The 15152-nt window shown below is 48.1% G+C and carries 13 protein-coding genes and 2 tRNA genes; 13 read left to right on the top strand and 2 right to left on the bottom strand.

Features of this window, described 5'->3' with window-relative positions; genetic code table 11:
• The first annotated feature begins 164 nt into the window (after positions 1–164).
• The 12 genes from ACQCVH_RS24845 (at position 165) to ACQCVH_RS24790 (ending at position 11935) form a co-directional block, all read left to right on the top strand.
• Positions 165–800: a 50S ribosomal protein L25/general stress protein Ctc gene (locus tag ACQCVH_RS24845; RefSeq protein ID WP_426838301.1), complete on the top strand. Its 636-nt coding sequence runs from the start codon at positions 165–167 to the stop codon at positions 798–800.
• Positions 801–985: 185 nt separating this feature from the next.
• Complete coding sequence (gene pth / locus ACQCVH_RS24840) at positions 986–1549, top strand: aminoacyl-tRNA hydrolase (protein ID WP_257989192.1); 564 nt, start codon at positions 986–988, stop codon at positions 1547–1549.
• 132 nt (positions 1550–1681) lie between these two features.
• Positions 1682–1912: an anti-sigma-F factor Fin gene (fin, locus tag ACQCVH_RS24835; RefSeq protein ID WP_426838300.1), complete on the top strand. Its 231-nt coding sequence runs from the start codon at positions 1682–1684 to the stop codon at positions 1910–1912.
• Positions 1913–1993: 81 nt separating this feature from the next.
• Positions 1994–5533, top strand: coding sequence for a transcription-repair coupling factor (gene mfd / locus ACQCVH_RS24830; RefSeq protein ID WP_426838299.1), 3540 nt, complete (start codon positions 1994–1996; stop codon positions 5531–5533).
• Positions 5534–5798: 265 nt separating this feature from the next.
• Complete coding sequence (gene spoVT, locus ACQCVH_RS24825) at positions 5799–6335, top strand: stage V sporulation protein T (protein ID WP_009796163.1); 537 nt, start codon at positions 5799–5801, stop codon at positions 6333–6335.
• A 204-nt stretch (positions 6336–6539) separates the two neighbouring features.
• Positions 6540–8141 (top strand): putative polysaccharide biosynthesis protein, encoded by a 1602-nt coding sequence (locus ACQCVH_RS24820; protein ID WP_426838298.1) that lies wholly within the window; start codon positions 6540–6542, stop codon positions 8139–8141.
• Positions 8142–8147: 6 nt separating this feature from the next.
• Positions 8148–9608, top strand: a complete 1461-nt coding sequence (gene yabN, locus ACQCVH_RS24815) for a bifunctional methyltransferase/pyrophosphohydrolase YabN (RefSeq protein WP_426838297.1) — start codon at positions 8148–8150, stop codon at positions 9606–9608.
• 14 nt (positions 9609–9622) lie between these two features.
• Entirely contained in the window at positions 9623–9892 is a 270-nt protein-coding gene (locus tag ACQCVH_RS24810; RefSeq protein WP_009796160.1) for an RNA-binding S4 domain-containing protein, read from the top strand.
• A gap of 129 nt (positions 9893–10021) precedes the next feature.
• On the top strand, positions 10022–10324 hold the full coding sequence (yabP, locus tag ACQCVH_RS24805) for a sporulation protein YabP (protein WP_022543208.1): 303 nt from the start codon (positions 10022–10024) through the stop codon (positions 10322–10324).
• A complete protein-coding gene (gene yabQ / locus ACQCVH_RS24800) occupies positions 10321–10947 on the top strand; it encodes a spore cortex biosynthesis protein YabQ (RefSeq protein WP_426838296.1) in 627 nt (208 codons plus the stop codon). The genes yabP and yabQ overlap by 4 nt, the downstream gene beginning before the upstream one ends.
• A 23-nt stretch (positions 10948–10970) precedes the next feature.
• A complete protein-coding gene (locus ACQCVH_RS24795) occupies positions 10971–11378 on the top strand; it encodes an FtsB family cell division protein (protein ID WP_426838295.1) in 408 nt (135 codons plus the stop codon).
• A gap of 86 nt (positions 11379–11464) precedes the next feature.
• Positions 11465–11935: a S1 domain-containing RNA-binding protein gene (locus ACQCVH_RS24790; RefSeq protein WP_224906423.1), complete on the top strand. Its 471-nt coding sequence runs from the start codon at positions 11465–11467 to the stop codon at positions 11933–11935.
• A 158-nt stretch (positions 11936–12093) separates the two neighbouring features.
• Here the strand turns inward: ACQCVH_RS24790 and ACQCVH_RS24785 are convergent.
• Together ACQCVH_RS24785 and ACQCVH_RS24780 are read right to left on the bottom strand one after the other, a co-directional pair.
• Positions 12094–12165, bottom strand: a tRNA-Glu gene (locus tag ACQCVH_RS24785).
• A gap of 16 nt (positions 12166–12181) precedes the next feature.
• Positions 12182–12255: transfer RNA gene (locus ACQCVH_RS24780), tRNA-Met, on the bottom strand.
• Positions 12256–12588: 333 nt separating this feature from the next.
• On the opposite strand from ACQCVH_RS24780, the gene spoIIE reads away from it, so the two are divergent.
• Positions 12589–15066 (top strand): stage II sporulation protein E, encoded by a 2478-nt coding sequence (spoIIE, locus tag ACQCVH_RS24775; RefSeq protein ID WP_426838294.1) that lies wholly within the window; start codon positions 12589–12591, stop codon positions 15064–15066.
• Positions 15067–15152: the final 86 nt, after the last annotated feature.

The raw sequence follows: 15152 nt of genomic DNA, 5'->3' as shown, positions 1-15152 counted from the left end.
CCGCAGGGCAAGCCTTTTATGCTATACTCAAGTTATAAAAACAGCTTGCAGGCAATTGTGTTTAAAACATCTCCAATTAGGGCATTTTTAAAAAGATAAGTATGCAGTCCATTTGCATGGTTCATTTTCATTACACCTTAAATTGAGGAAGGGGACGTTTTTTTATGAGCACTGTACTTCAAGCTAAAGAACGAAAAGAATTCCGCAATTCCAATCTGACACAGCTGCGCAATGAGGGGAATATTCCTGGTGTTGTTTATGGGAATAAGATCGAAAGCAAGGCAATTTACCTGAATGGCCCTGATTTTATCAAAACAATCCGGGAAACAGGCAGGAATGCTGTTTTTTCTCTTGATGTAGAAGGCACCAGGCACGATGTGGTGCTGAGCGACTATCAGGCGGACCCTTTGAAAAATGAAATCACCCACCTGGACTTCAGGGCGGTTGATATGTCGCAGGAAATCACGGCGGAAGTAAGGATCGAGCTGGTCGGCGATGCTGCAGGCGTCAAAGACGGCGGAGTCCTTCAGCAGCCTGTCCATGAGTTATCTGTATCGGCCAAGCCGAATGACATTCCGCAGAGCGTAGAAGTAAACATAGCAGATCTCCAGGTCGGAGAAAGCATTACGGCTGCCGATATTAAAGCGGGCCGCGGCTTCACGATCAACACGGATGATGAAACAGTCATTGCTTCCATCCTTGCGCCAAGGCAGGAACAGGAAATAAGCACAGGCGAAGAGCAGGAGCCTGGCATCCCTGAGAATCAGGAAGGCCGGGAAACTGAAGCAAACGAAGAATAAACAATAAGGGGTCTGGCCCGCTCTGGTCAGACCTTTTCTTATAAGGCAAGAAAAATAAAAATCTGATTTTTTTCAACTTTGATTACTGTCTGGCAGCAGCACCTGCCACCTCGAGATTACAAGTCTTTTGCTTGTCGGGGGGGGGGGAGCAAGGCGCTTGCGCTTTTCCATTTGGAGGGAACGAAATGAAATTGTTTGTAGGGTTGGGGAACCCCGGGAAAGAATATGAGAAAACAAGGCATAACATCGGCTTTGATGTTATTGACAGACTGTCCGGAAAGCTGAATATCCCTATGGACCAGGCAAAGTTTAAGGGTGTGTTTGGCATGGGACGCGTCGATGGAGAAAAGGTATTCCTTCTTAAGCCGCTTACATATATGAATCTGTCTGGAGAATCGATCAGGCCGCTTATGGATTATTATGATATCGATACAGAAGATCTGGCCGTCATCTATGATGACCTTGATTTGCCGCCGGGGAAAATCCGCCTCAGGCAGAAGGGCAGCGCAGGCGGCCATAATGGCATCAAATCAACCATCGCGCACACAGGCACACAGGAATTCAGCCGCATCCGCGTTGGAATCGGACGCCCTGAAGGCGGAATGAAAGTGACTGATTATGTGCTCGGCCGTTTTACAGCAGAAGAGCAGAAGGTCATGGATGAGGCAGCAGACCGCTCGGCGGATGCCTGCATAGACTGGATCAGAAAGCCTTTCCTTGAGGTTATGAATCAATATAACCAATCTTAGCTTTTCATTATTTCATTTGGCCTTACATATGATAAAGTTAAATTAGCGTTTTCTGCGGCAGGCTGTAAATGAATAAGATTTCCTCCCGGGGCAATACTAGCAATAACAATTGTTAGACAGGGAGGGACAGGCATGGCACTTCATTATCATTGCCGTCATTGCGGCATGAAGATGGGAACGCTGGATAACTTGTCAATGCACGCAGAAAGCCTCGGTTTCCATAAATTGAATGAAGAAGAACGGCAGGATATGATCTCCTACGGATCATCCGGGGATATACACATAAAATCGATCTGCGAGGATTGCCAGGAATCATTGGAAAGAAATCCTGACTACCATCAGAACGATTACCTTATTCATTAAAAAGCTTTGGACGAACACTCCAAAGCGTTTTTCTGTTTCCATATGCACACATAACGACTAAGGACGAGAGGAGGGGTTGCCATGCTAGGATTAAAACAGCTTTTCACCCGGCAGGATGATATCAAAACTGTCATCACCGGAGTGAACGGGGGACTGAAAGAGCAGCTGGTGGCCGGATTGACCGGCTCGGCACGGACGCTTTTCCTTGCCTCTATATATGAGCAGACAAAGAAACCTATGCTGGTTGTAACTCACAATCTTTTACAAGCACAGAAATTATATGATGATATTGTCAATCTTATAGGCGAGGATGATGTATTTCTTTATCCTGCCAATGAATTGATCGCAGCGGAGCTGAGCATCGCAAGCCCCGAGCTGAGGGCGCAGAGAATCGACGCGCTCAACCACTGGAGCGGAAAGGGCACCGGAATTGTCATTATCCCTATGGCCGGGATGAGGAAGGTGCTTCCGCCTCCTTCCCTCTGGAAGAAGCGCCAGCTGATATTAAAGCTTGGCGATGATATAGAAATAGAGGAACAGCTTCTTGAGTTTGTCAAAATGGGCTACAGCCGCACCGATATGGTGTCTTCTCCGGGAGAATTCAGCGTCAGGGGCGGCATCCTGGATATCTATCCGCTGACTGAAGCGGATCCGATCAGGATTGAGCTGTTTGATACTGAAATTGACAGCATCCGTTCTTTTTCCCTTGAAGACCAGCGCTCGAAAGAAAAGCTGAAGCAGGTCCATATTGGCCCTGCGACCGAGAATCCTTTTGAGGATGAGCATTATGACAGGGTATATCAAAAGCTGGAAAAAGGGCTTTCAGCCAGCCTGAAAATGCTGAAGGATGAAAAGGCAAAAGAGCTGCTGGCCCAGAATATCGGGTATGAACTGGAGCAGCTCCGGAACAGGCAAAGACCTGAGCAGATGTTCAAATACCTCTCCTATGCTTATGAATCCAATAATAGTTTGCTAGATTACCTTCCCCAGGATGGACTTATTTTTATCGATGAAATCAGCAGGGTTCAGGAGATGAATGAGTCCCTTGAGAAAGAGGAGGCGGAATGGTATACAAGCCTGCTTGGCGAAGGAAAAATCGTCCATGACGTCAAAACTTCCCACAGCCTGAAGGAATTCATCGGCAGGTCCTATCAGCCGATTGTCTATATGTCCCTGTTCTTGAGGCATGTCCCGAATACAAATCCTCAGAATATCATCAATGTCTCCTGCAGACAGATGCAGAACTTCCACGGCCAGCTGAATGTGCTGAAAAGCGAGCTGGAGCGCTGGAAGAAGAGCGGGTTCTCTGTTTTGTTCCTGGGCCCTGACATGGACCGGGTCAAGAAGCTTCAAAGCGTTTTGGCCGACTATGAAATTGAGGCTGCTGTCATCGAGCCGGATAAAGAGGTGCTGAAGGGCAAGTTCCAGATCACTGAAGGGAGCCTGCAGACAGGCTTTGAGCTGCCGATCCAGAAAATGGCCGTCATCACTGAAGAAGAGCTTTTTAACAAGAAAACAGCGAAGCGGTCGCCGCGCAGGCAGAAGCTTTCGAATGCTGAAAGGATTAAAAGCTATTCAGAGCTTAAAATCGGCGATTATGTTGTCCATGTGAACCACGGTATCGGCAAATACCTGGGCATTGAAACACTTGAAATCAATGGCCTTCATAAGGATTATCTGAATATCCGCTATTCAGGAAGCGATCAGCTGTATGTGCCGGTCGATCAGATCGACCTGGTTCAGAAATATGTCGGGTCTGAAGGCAAGGAACCGAAGATCTATAAGCTTGGCGGCAATGACTGGAAGCGTGTCAAGAAGAAGGTTGAAAGCTCTGTCCAGGATATAGCGGATGATCTGATCAAGCTGTACGCCGAAAGGGAAGCGTCGAAGGGCTATGCCTTCTCTCCTGACGGGGACATGCAGCGCGAATTCGAGTTGTCCTTCCCCTATCAGGAAACAGAGGATCAGCTGAGGTCCATCCATGAGATCAAGCTGGATATGGAAAAAGAGCGGCCGATGGACCGCCTGCTGTGCGGCGATGTGGGGTACGGAAAGACTGAGGTGGCGATCAGAGCTGCCTTTAAGGCGATTGCGGACGGCAAACAGGTGGCAATCCTCGTGCCGACGACAATCCTCGCCCAGCAGCATTACCAGACAATGAGAGAAAGATTTCAGGAATATCCTGTTGAGATCGGGCTCTTAAGCCGCTTCAGGACAAAGAAGCAGCAGACCGAGACAGTCAAGGGCCTCAAAAACGGCACCGTTGATATTGTTGTCGGCACCCATCGCCTGCTCTCAAAGGAAATCATTTATAAAGACCTGGGGCTGCTCATCATTGATGAAGAGCAGCGGTTCGGCGTCACCCATAAAGAAAAGATCAAACAGCTTAAAACAAATGTCGATGTCCTTACATTGACTGCGACACCGATTCCGCGGACCCTGCATATGTCGATGCTCGGTGTAAGAGACTTGTCTGTCATCGAGACGCCGCCGGAAAACAGGTTCCCGGTCCAGACCTATGTAATGGAATACAATGGCGGACTTGTCCGTGAAGCCATCGAACGGGAGATGGCGCGGGGAGGCCAGGTATATTTCCTGTATAACCGGGTTGAGGATATCGAACGGAAGGCAGAGGAAATCTCTATGCTTGTCCCGGATGCCAAGGTGGTCGCAGCCCATGGCCAAATGACGGAAAATGAGCTCGAATCTGTTATGCTGAGTTTCCTTGAAGGCGAAGCGGACGTCCTTGTCAGCACAACCATTATTGAAACGGGAGTCGATATCCCGAATGTGAACACCTTGATCGTATTTGATGCAGACAGGATGGGGCTCTCCCAGCTGTACCAGCTGAGGGGACGGGTTGGCCGCTCAAACAGGGTTGCCTATGCTTATTTCACCTACCGGAAGGATAAAGTGCTGACTGAAGTGGCAGAAAAGCGCCTCCAGGCCATCAAGGAGTTCACAGAGCTGGGGTCAGGCTTTAAGATTGCGATGCGCGACCTTTCTATCAGGGGTGCAGGCAATCTGCTCGGCTCACAGCAGCACGGATTCATCGATTCTGTCGGCTTTGACCTGTATTCCCAGATGCTTAAAGAGGCTATAGAAGAACGGAAGGAAAATCCGGAAACATTTAAAAAGCCTTCTGTGGAAATCGATCTGGAAATCGATGCCTACATTCCTGATGCATACCTTGCAGACGGGAATCAGAAGATTGAAATGTATAAAAGGTTCCGCGGCATCGACTCGATGGATGAGATCGAAGGGCTGAAGGAAGAAATGACAGACAGATTCGGGGACTATCCGGAAGAGGTCGCTTATCTTTTCCAGGTCGCCGAGATGAAGGTCCATGCGCAGGAGGCCGGGGTAGAGCTCATCAAACAGTCCAAGACGGAAGTGCTGATCCTCCTGTCAGAGGAGGCAAGCTCTCTGATTGACGGACAGAGAATCTTCCAGGAAAGCACCAGGCATGGACGGATGGTCGGACTTGGCATGGAAGGCAAAAAGCTGAAGATGGTCATCCAGACAAAAGGATACAGTGCAGACAAATGGCTTAATACGGCCTATGATATGATTCTTGGGATAGATAAGGCCAAAAAGAAGCAGCAAAATCCAATATCGTAAAGTAATGGAAAAGTTCCTGTCACCTAAATGAAATGAGAAAAGTGTTTAATTAGAGTAGACAAGGGTATTTCAAATGGTAAGGATTTTTATACTGGAATGTTTATCCTATTAAGGAAATGTTATCACCCGAGAGAAAAGATACTTGCAAGTGTATAGAACTTTCCATATGAAAGATACTAAGTTCAAACATGGAGAAGTTTTCAACAAAAGGAAGCAGAAATCTTCTCCTGCTAAAAATCATCAGATGAAAGTGAGGCAACGCAGGATGAAAGCAACTGGTATAGTTCGTCGTATCGATGATTTGGGTCGTGTTGTAATCCCGAAGGAAATCCGCAGGACACTGCGAATTCGTGAAGGTGACCCCCTGGAAATATTTGTAGACCGCGATGGTGAAGTCATTTTAAAGAAGTATTCGCCAATCAGCGAATTAAGCGATTTTGCAAAAGAATATGCAGAAGCCTTGTATGACAGCCTTGGAAACCCTGTCCTGATTTGTGACAGGGATACATTTATCGCAACGGCAGGCGGATCCAAAAAGGATTATCTAAACAAAAACATCAGTGATCTGCTGGAAAAAACAATGGAAGACAGAACTTCCGTCCTCGTCAACACTCAAGGCGAGTATGCCCTTGCAGATGGGAACGAGGAAAGCCTCTCTGCTTATACAATCGGTCCGATCATTGCCAATGGCGATCCGATAGGGGCAGTCATCATTTATGCGAAGGAAGATTCACTTGGTGATGTAGAGCAGAAGGCTGTAGAAACGGCAGCTGGATTCTTGGCAAGGCAGATGGAGTCCTAATATCAATACTGAATCTTATAGAGATGACAGAAAGGGGCAGCCTGGCTGCCTTTTTTCTATGGGAAAAATGAATAAAAATGCTTCAAAGCTATTTGTTTTATGACAGACGGGCAACGAAACAAGGTTAATGCGTTATCATCCCATCCTGCGGCCAATAGTTATGCTATAATACTTTTCGAATTCATTATTGGAAGGAGATGGGCAATGAAGCCCGCTAATCAATCAGGAGATCTGTTCAAAGGAGCCCTGATCCTTACAGCTGCCGCTTTGATTACGAAGGTATTGAGCGCAGTTTACAGAGTCCCCTTCCAGAATATCGTAGGGGATGTCGGCTTTTACATTTACCAGCAGGTTTATCCCTTTTATGGGATTGCCATCGTGCTGTCTACATATGGTTTTCCGGTCGTTATTTCAAAGCTTTATGCCGAGCAGGCAAAGAGCAGGAAAGAAGCTCTGCAGCTGCTGGCAGCCTCTGGCCTTTTCCTTTTGGCCATTGGTCTTGCTGCTTTCCTGATTATGTTTGCCGGGGCAGATTGGATTGCGTCGCAAATGGGGGATCCAAGGCTGGGTATCCTTTTAAGGACTCTTTCCCCAGTATTCCTTCTGCTGCCGGCTACAGCTCTCCTCAGGGGGTATTTCCAGGGCCGGGGCGACATGCTGCCGACTGCTGTTTCACAGGTAGGAGAGCAGGCCATCCGTGTGGCGACCATATTGGCTGCTGCATTCATCCTCATGAAAAAAGGGGCATCACTATATACGGCCGGCAGCGGGGCTGTTTTCGGTTCAGTGACAGGGGGCATTGCTTCTGCAGCTATCCTGTCCGCTTTTTTCTGGCGCGGGATAAAAAAGGAAGCAGCTGGGGCAGCGATTTTTGGACTGAGTAGAAAAGCGGTCCTGATGACAATGAAAACCATCGCTCTCCAGGGTGCAGCCATCAGTGCGGCTTCCATGCTGCTCATACTTCTTCAGCTCGCGGATTCCCTGAATTTGTATTCCCTCCTTGTATCGGGAGGGCTGGATGCTGAAGAAGCAAAAAAGCTGAAAGGGATTTATGACAGGGGCCAGCCGCTCATACAGCTTGGAACTGTTATCGCCACATCAATGTCGCTTTCGCTTGTGCCGCTCATCACTGCTGAAAAACTGAAAAATAATCAGCAGTTCCTTGCTGAAAAGGCAGGTCTTGCCCTCCGTGTCAGCCTGCTCTTCGGGACAGGTGCGGCCTTCGGATTATGGGCCATTATCAAGCCGGTCAATATCATGCTATTTGAGAATGCAGAAGGATCAGAGGTGCTCTCAGTGCTGAGTCTGTTCATATTCTTTGCTTCGATCATCATGACCCTGGCAGCAATCCTGCAGGGGCTGGGCCACACCTTTTTCCCGGCTGCGGTGATGCTCGGAGGCTTCGGGATAAAATATGTCCTTAACATTCTGCTTGTGCCGGCTGAAGGGACGATGGGAGCGGCTATTGCTGCGTGTGCAGCGCTTGCCATCGTGCTGCTTGTCCTGCTCGCCAGGCTCCGCTTCCTATTGCGGCAGCCTTTAGTGCCAGGCCGCTTCATCCTGGGTCTCGGAACCGCTGCCGCAGTCATGCTGCTTTATCTGAAGGGCTATCTGATGGCTGCGGGATTTTTAGCCGGGGAAGGGCGCCTTGCGGCCGGCCTTATTGCCTTAAGCGCAGCTGCAACAGGCGGGATTGTATTCATGCTTTTAGCTTTAAAAGGAGAGACTTTTAGAAAAGAAGAAATCAGTATGCTGCCTTTTGGAAGCAAACTGGGCTATTTGCTGCCCGGCAGGAACAGGAGATGATTTGATATGAATAAGATTACGGTTTACGGCCTTGGGGCGGGAGATCTTGAACAGCTGCCCTTTGGCGTTTATAAAGCCCTTCAGGCTGAGGGGAAGGTGTATCTAAGGACAGAGGACCATCCGGTGATCCGGGAGCTGCAGGATGAAGGGATGGCATTTCATTCATTTGATCATGTATATGAAAAGCACAGCCGCTTTGAAGACGTATATGAGGAGATTTGCGAAATCCTCCTGGCGGAAGCAGCAGATGGGGATGTTGTCTATGCTGTGCCGGGCCATCCGCTGGTTGCAGAGAAAACGGTTCAGATTTTGCTTGAGAAAGGCCCTGTGCTGGGAATTGATATCGTGATCGGCGGAGGCCAGAGCTTTTTGGACGCCCTGTTCCAGGCTCTGAAAATAGATCCAATCGAAGGCTTCCAGCTGCTGGATGCCACTGACCTGGAAAAGGATGAAGTAATGCTGAAGCATCATATGATCATCGGGCAGGTATATGATACCTACGTGGCGAGCAATGTGAAGCTGACACTGATGGAAATGCTTCCGTATGATTATGAGATTTATATTGCCACGGCAGCGGGGAGCAGCAGGGAGAGCATCAGGAAGGTGCCTCTGTTTGAGCTTGACAGGGAAGCGGAAATCAATAATCTCACTTCAGTCTATGTGCCGCCTGTAAAGGATGAAACCCTCCTCTACAGGGAATTCAGCAAGTTCAGGGAAATCATTGCCGCATTGAGGGGGCCGGACGGCTGTCCATGGGATCTCAAGCAGACCCACCAATCGCTCAGAAAGTATTTGATCGAGGAAGCATATGAGCTTATTGAAGCGATAGATAATGAAGACATCGACCATATGATCGAGGAGCTGGGTGATGTCCTCCTGCAGGTGGTGCTGCACGCACAGATCGGGGAAGATGACGGCTATTTCTCCATGGATGACGTCATCCAGGGCATCAGTGAAAAAATGATCCGCAGGCATCCCCATGTATTTGGCGAGGCTTCAGCGGAAACAGAAGAGCAGGTGCTGAAGAACTGGCAGGAAATCAAGGCTGAAGAAAAAGGGGCTGCGCCTGAGTCGCTCTTGAGCGGGATTGTCAAATCGATGCCGCAGCTGCTCCAGGCAGCAGATATCCAAAAGAAAGCAGCCGGCGCAGGCTTTGATTGGCAGGAAATCGGGCCTGCATGGGAGAAGGTTAAAGAAGAGCTGTCTGAGTTCGAAGAGGAAATGAACCGGGATCCGCGGTCAGAAGAAGCGGCGAAGGAGTTCGGCGATATCCTGTTTGCGCTCGTGAATATCGCGAGATTCTGCAAGATCGATCCAGAGCAGGCGGTCTTCACGACCAATCAGAAGTTCATCAGGCGTTTTAAGTATATTGAAGATAAGGTAAGGGAGAGCGGCCGGGACTTCAGCGGATACAGCCTGGAAGAGCTGGACCGCTTCTGGGATGAAGCGAAACAGCAAGGACTATAAAGGGGGAGACAAGAATGAGACTGGATAAATTTTTGAAGGTATCAAGACTGATTAAAAGAAGAACGCTGGCAAAGGAAGTAGCTGACCAGGGGAGGATCCTGATCAACGGACAGCAGGGGAAGGCAAGCTCAACAGTAAAGGTGGGCGATGAGCTGACGGTCAGGCTCGGGCAGCGGATTGTAACAGCGAAGATCGAGCGCCTCCAGGAAACAAGCCGCAAGGAAGAAGCAGCTGAGATGTACACCATCCTGAAGGAAGAACGCACCGGCCAGCAGGAAAATTAATGTTTAAGACAGCACCGGCGGGGAAACAGGTATTGTATAATAGCCTGACCTGACTGGATTGTTCTAAAAGCCCCCCCTCCCTCATACACATGTACAAAAGGTTGTACTATGCGATTGTGGGGGATGAGGATGAGCCAATACTATGAATCAAACACAGGCAAAAGCAATGCTCCTGATCATGATGTCATCATGAGGGGCCGTAAGCTTCTGGATATTACTGGCGTCAAGCAGGTTGAAAGCTTTGATAATGAAGAGTTCCTTTTGGAGACAGTCATGGGCTTCCTGGCCATCCGCGGCCAGAATCTCCAGATGAAGAATCTGGACGTGGAGAAAGGGATCGTATCCATTAAAGGGAAAGTCTTTGACCTCGTATATATGGATGAACAGCAAGGGGAAAAAGCTAAAGGGTTCTTTAGCAAGATATTCCGATGACCCTATCTGCGCAGTTTCTTACCATGCTTGCCATGATTGGCATGGGAAGCGCGTTCGGCGCGTCGCTCGATACATATAACCGTTTCCTGCGCCGCGCCAAAAGAAAAAGCTGGATTGTCTTCATTAATGATTTTTTATTTTGGAGCCTGCAGGGACTTGCTGTCTTTTATGTATTGTTCATCATCAATCAGGGGGAGCTGAGGTTCTATATCTTTATTGCCCTGTTCTGCGGGTTTGCCGCATACCAGAGCCTGCTGAAGCAGGGTTTTCTCCGTCTGCTTGAAACTTTGATAGAAGCAATTGCAGCGATATTCCGCTTTTTTGTCAGAATGGCGCATCTTTTGGTTTATAAACCGATCCAATCGATTATAATGGGTATTATTTCCCTAATTGTGCTGCTCGGAAAAGGCATACTGGCCCTTTTGAAGCTGGCACTTCGGATCATTTGGACCCTTTTAAAGGCGGTTTTAAGCCCTGTCAAATGGATTTGGTCACTTTTTTGGTTTATTTTGCCGAAAAAGATTAAAAATAGCGTCGAGAAGTTATATAATAAATTGGCAGGAAATATACACGCATTCAAGAATAACTTAAACAGCTTATTAACCAGATGGAAAAATAAATAAATGAGCAAGGAGGGGCTGCGAGAGTGAGTGCCATCAGGAAACGCAAAGTAGCAAAAATCGAGACAAACTATGCCAAACAGCAAGAGAATACAGAGATCAGCACAGCCAGGAAGAGAGTCCTGCTTATCCGCAGGCTGACCGTCTTTTTCATTGGCGCTGCAGCCATCGCCGTATTGATGATCTCTACACTCGTCACGCAATCCTCTGCTCTTGAAGAAAAGGCCCTCGAAAAAGAGAAATTTGAAAAGAAGCTTGCCTCCCTTAAAAAGAATGAGGTACTCCTTGAAGAAGAAATCGTCAAACTGAATGATGATGAATATATAGCCAAGCTAGCGAGGAAGAATTATTTCCTTTCCGAAAAGGACGAAATCATCTTTAATCTGCCTGAGGACAAGGGCAGTAAGAAGGAAAAGGAAAAAACATCCGAGTAGCAGTCTTATTGACACTCTTTTTTGAAATTCTGTATAATATAAAGTAAGTTTAATTCTTTTAATCTTTAAGGAGGCAAAATCTTTTTATGTCAATCGAAGTAGGCAGCAAGTTACAAGGAAAGGTAACCGGCATTACTAATTTCGGTGCGTTCGTAGAACTGCCGGAAGGTTCAACCGGTCTTGTCCACATTAGTGAGGTCGCAGATAACTATGTTAAGGATATTAATGATCACCTGAAGGTCGGTGACCAGGTAGAGGTTAAAGTCATTAATGTGGAGAAGGATGGAAAGATCGGCTTATCCATCAAGAAAGCAATAGACAGGCCAGAGAGACCGGCCAGACCTGAAAGAACTGACAGGCCTGAACGCCGTGAATCACGGGGCGGATATTCCGGATCCCAGCGTCCGCGCCATGGAAGATCCAATGACAGCCGTCCGCCAAGAGAGAACTTTGAGTCCAAAATGGCCAAGTTCCTCAAAGACAGTGAAGATCGATTGGCCTCACTAAAACGCAATACGGAATCCAAACGCGGAGGAAGAGGCGCTAAACGAGGATAACTTGCTGCTGATTTTTTCTATATATTGCATGACTATGACAGGCCGAGGGGCTTGTCTTTTTTTGGGGCTGAATCCATGCATACAAAAACACCTGCTCCGTATAGGAGCAGGTGTTTTTTAGATGAGGGGCTGAACAAGCACCCTCCGCATTTCATGTATGACCCCTACGGGATTCGAACCCGTGTTACCGCCGTGAAAGGGCGGTGTCTTAACCGCTTGACCAAGGGGCCGTATTAAAGATAAGGATAGCGGCGGAGGGGATCGAACCCCCGACCTCACGGGTATGAACCGTACGCTCTAGCCAGCTGAGCTACACCGCCATAATATAAGCACAAGGAATATAATACAAAGGATTGACCCTGGTGTCAATAATATTTTAAAAGAAAAATGTCGGCTCACCTTTTTTTAGGTTCGCCAATTTTTTTTGTCAGGAAAATCCCCGCTTTAAAGGCTTTCTCATCCTAACTTTGTGTGAATATTCAAAATGCAAACTGGTATTACGGGATTATCTTCCATTATATTGTTTGCTTTTTTGTTATTAGGCGGAAAGCCGTCGAAAGAAAAACATGGGCTTGTCTCCTCTTTTGACAAACTTTTATGCATAACCAATTTTATAATAATCAGCAACGATACAAATACGGGGAGTGGAATGAATGGAAAAGGCAGAACATACGGTAATGGATCCTGCTGGTGAAGTGGATTTCAACGGATCGAAGCTCGAATTGGCAAAAGGCCTTCACAAGTTCCAGATGAAGATAGAGAGCTTTTTTATCAAAAAGGGCTATATTCTTCTATTGATCGGATTTCTCTTGGGAAGGGCGCTTATCCTGGCGAAACTGACACCCTTCAGCCTGCCATTCTTTGCAGCGGTCTATCTGATCAAAAGGGATAAAGCACCGCTGGCGCTGATTGGGCTTACTGCCGGTGCGTTCACCTTATCTATGATGAATGCAGCATCAGTGTTTGGGATCTGCTTTATGTTCCTCTTCGCCTTCCGGGTTTCGAAAAAGTGGCTGAAAAATGAAGTAAGGGCCCTGCCGGTATATACATTTTTCATATTGGCGATCGGGAAGATTGCAGAAGCCTATATTGTCTCAGGACAGCTGGCACTCTATGATGCGATGATGGCAGCCGTCGAAGCAAGCCTCGGCTTTATCCTCACTCTGATTTTCCTGCAGAGCCTCCCGCTGCTCAGCATCTCAAAAAGAAGGCAGTCGCTTAAGACTGAGGAAATTGTCTGCCTGATCATCATGCTTGCCTCAGTCATGACCGGAACAATCGGCTGGTCGGTGTATGACCTGTCAGTTGAACATATATTATCCAGGTATCTGGTTCTATTATTTGCATTTGTTGCAGGGGCAACGGTCGGGTCAACAGTCGGGGTGGTGACCGGATTGATTTTCAGCCTGGCAAATGTTTCAAGTTTTTACCATATGAGTCTGCTTGCTTTTTCCGGCCTCCTGGGCGGCTTGCTGAAGGAAGGGAGGAAGCTTGGCGTGGCATGCGGTCTTCTGATTGCCACCTTATTAATCGGGATGTATGGGGAGGGAACCGGTACCTTGCTGAAAACCGTTCTGGAGACTGGTGCAGCAACGGTCTTATTTTTCCTGACCCCGCAGGCGCTGACCGGAAAGCTGGCCAGACATATACCGGGGACCCCTGAGTATGCGGCTGAGCAGCAGCAGTATATGCGGAAGATGCGGGACGTCACCGCCCAGCGCGTTGCCCAATTCTCGAATGTATTTCAGGCTCTGTCCAAAAGTTTTTCTTCCCATGCTGATCCCATCGACTGGGATGGGGAGGAAAGGGAGATGGATTATTTCCTGAGCAATGTCACGGAGAAGACATGCCAGACCTGTTTCAAGAAAGACCATTGCTGGGCAAGGAACTTTGATACAACCTATGAATATATGAAGGAAATTATGCATGAAATGGATGGCCAGCAGGGGACCGTTTCCGGAAGGCTGACAAGGGAGTGGGAAAAACACTGCACCCGCTCAAAAAAGGTATTGGAGACGATGCATCAGGAGCTGACGTTTTATCAGGCAAATCTGAAGCTCAAAAAGCAGGTTCAGGAAAGCAGGAGACTTGTGGCTGACCAGCTGCTTGGCGTGTCAGAGGTGATGGGCGATTTTGCGAAAGAGATCCAGCGTGAGCGGGAAAATCATCATAAGCAGGAAGAGGCCATCCTGGACGCCCTCCAGGGGTTTGGCATTCAGATCGAACAGGTGGAGATTTACAGCCTGGAGCAGGGGAATGTCGACATTGATATGACGATTCCCTACTGCAGGGGGCATGGCGAGTGTGAAAAGCTGATAGCCCCTATGCTGTCAGATATATTGGGAGAAACCATTCTTGTCAATTCAGAGGAGTGTTCCACATTTGGAAGCGGCAGCTGCTACGTGACATTCCGCTCGGCTAAGGCCTATGCAGTTGAAACCGGGGTGGCCCATGCGGCAAAGGATGGAGGGCTGATTTCTGGTGACAGCTATTCGACCATCGAGCTTGGAGGGGGTAAATATGCCATTGCCATCAGCGACGGGATGGGGAACGGCGAAAGGGCGCATATTGAGAGCAAGGAAACCCTCCAGCTGCTTCAAAAAATTCTCCAGTCAGGGATAGAGGAGAAGGTGGCGATTAAGTCGGTCAACTCTGTGCTCTCATTGCGGACGACAGATGAAATTTTCTCAACCTTAGACCTGGCGATGGTCGATCTTCAAAATGCAGCGGCCAAATTCCTGAAAATCGGTTCAACGCCCAGCTTCATTAAAAGAGGCGGCAAGGTTCTCAAAATCCAGGCAAGCAATCTGCCGATGGGAATACTGCAGGAATTCGAGGTGGATGTAGTCAGCGAGCAGCTGAAGGCAGGCGACCTTCTGATCATGATGAGCGATGGTGTATTTGAAGGTCCTAAGCATGTGGAAAACTATGATCTGTGGATGAAGCGGAAGATTCATGAGCTGAAAACAGAGGATCCGCAGGAGATCGCCGACCTGATCATGGAAGAGGTCATCAGGTCGCGTTCAGGCCTGATCGAGGATGATATGACAGTGGTAGTATCCAAAATCAAGCATAATACGCCAAAATGGGCATCCATCCCGGTCCAGAAGCTCCGTCAGAAAGCCAACTGATTATTTTGTCCCTCCCTTCCCGGTAACATGTATATTTCCGTCCTGTTCCGTCGAAAATGGTACCAATAAGGAACAGGAGGGGAGAT

Origin of the sequence: Bacillus infantis (assembly GCF_050107595.1) — a bacterium.
GTDB classification, from domain to species: Bacteria; Bacillota; Bacilli; order Bacillales; family Cytobacillaceae; genus Bacillus_AB; species Bacillus_AB infantis_C.
This window is presented reverse-complemented; position numbering and strand designations above follow the sequence as displayed.

Coding starts and splice junctions, on each gene's coding strand:
- ACQCVH_RS24845 (WP_426838301.1), top strand. CDS start 165: ATGAGCACTGTACTTCAAGCTAAAGAACGAAAAGAATTCCGCAATTCC.
- pth (WP_257989192.1), top strand. CDS start 986: ATGAAATTGTTTGTAGGGTTGGGGAACCCCGGGAAAGAATATGAGAAA.
- fin (WP_426838300.1), top strand. CDS start 1,682: ATGGCACTTCATTATCATTGCCGTCATTGCGGCATGAAGATGGGAACG.
- mfd (WP_426838299.1), top strand. CDS start 1,994: ATGCTAGGATTAAAACAGCTTTTCACCCGGCAGGATGATATCAAAACT.
- spoVT (WP_009796163.1), top strand. CDS start 5,799: ATGAAAGCAACTGGTATAGTTCGTCGTATCGATGATTTGGGTCGTGTT.
- ACQCVH_RS24820 (WP_426838298.1), top strand. CDS start 6,540: ATGAAGCCCGCTAATCAATCAGGAGATCTGTTCAAAGGAGCCCTGATC.
- yabN (WP_426838297.1), top strand. CDS start 8,148: ATGAATAAGATTACGGTTTACGGCCTTGGGGCGGGAGATCTTGAACAG.
- ACQCVH_RS24810 (WP_009796160.1), top strand. CDS start 9,623: ATGAGACTGGATAAATTTTTGAAGGTATCAAGACTGATTAAAAGAAGA.
- yabP (WP_022543208.1), top strand. CDS start 10,022: ATGAGCCAATACTATGAATCAAACACAGGCAAAAGCAATGCTCCTGAT.
- yabQ (WP_426838296.1), top strand. CDS start 10,321: ATGACCCTATCTGCGCAGTTTCTTACCATGCTTGCCATGATTGGCATG.
- ACQCVH_RS24790 (WP_224906423.1), top strand. CDS start 11,465: ATGTCAATCGAAGTAGGCAGCAAGTTACAAGGAAAGGTAACCGGCATT.
- spoIIE (WP_426838294.1), top strand. CDS start 12,589: ATGGAAAAGGCAGAACATACGGTAATGGATCCTGCTGGTGAAGTGGAT.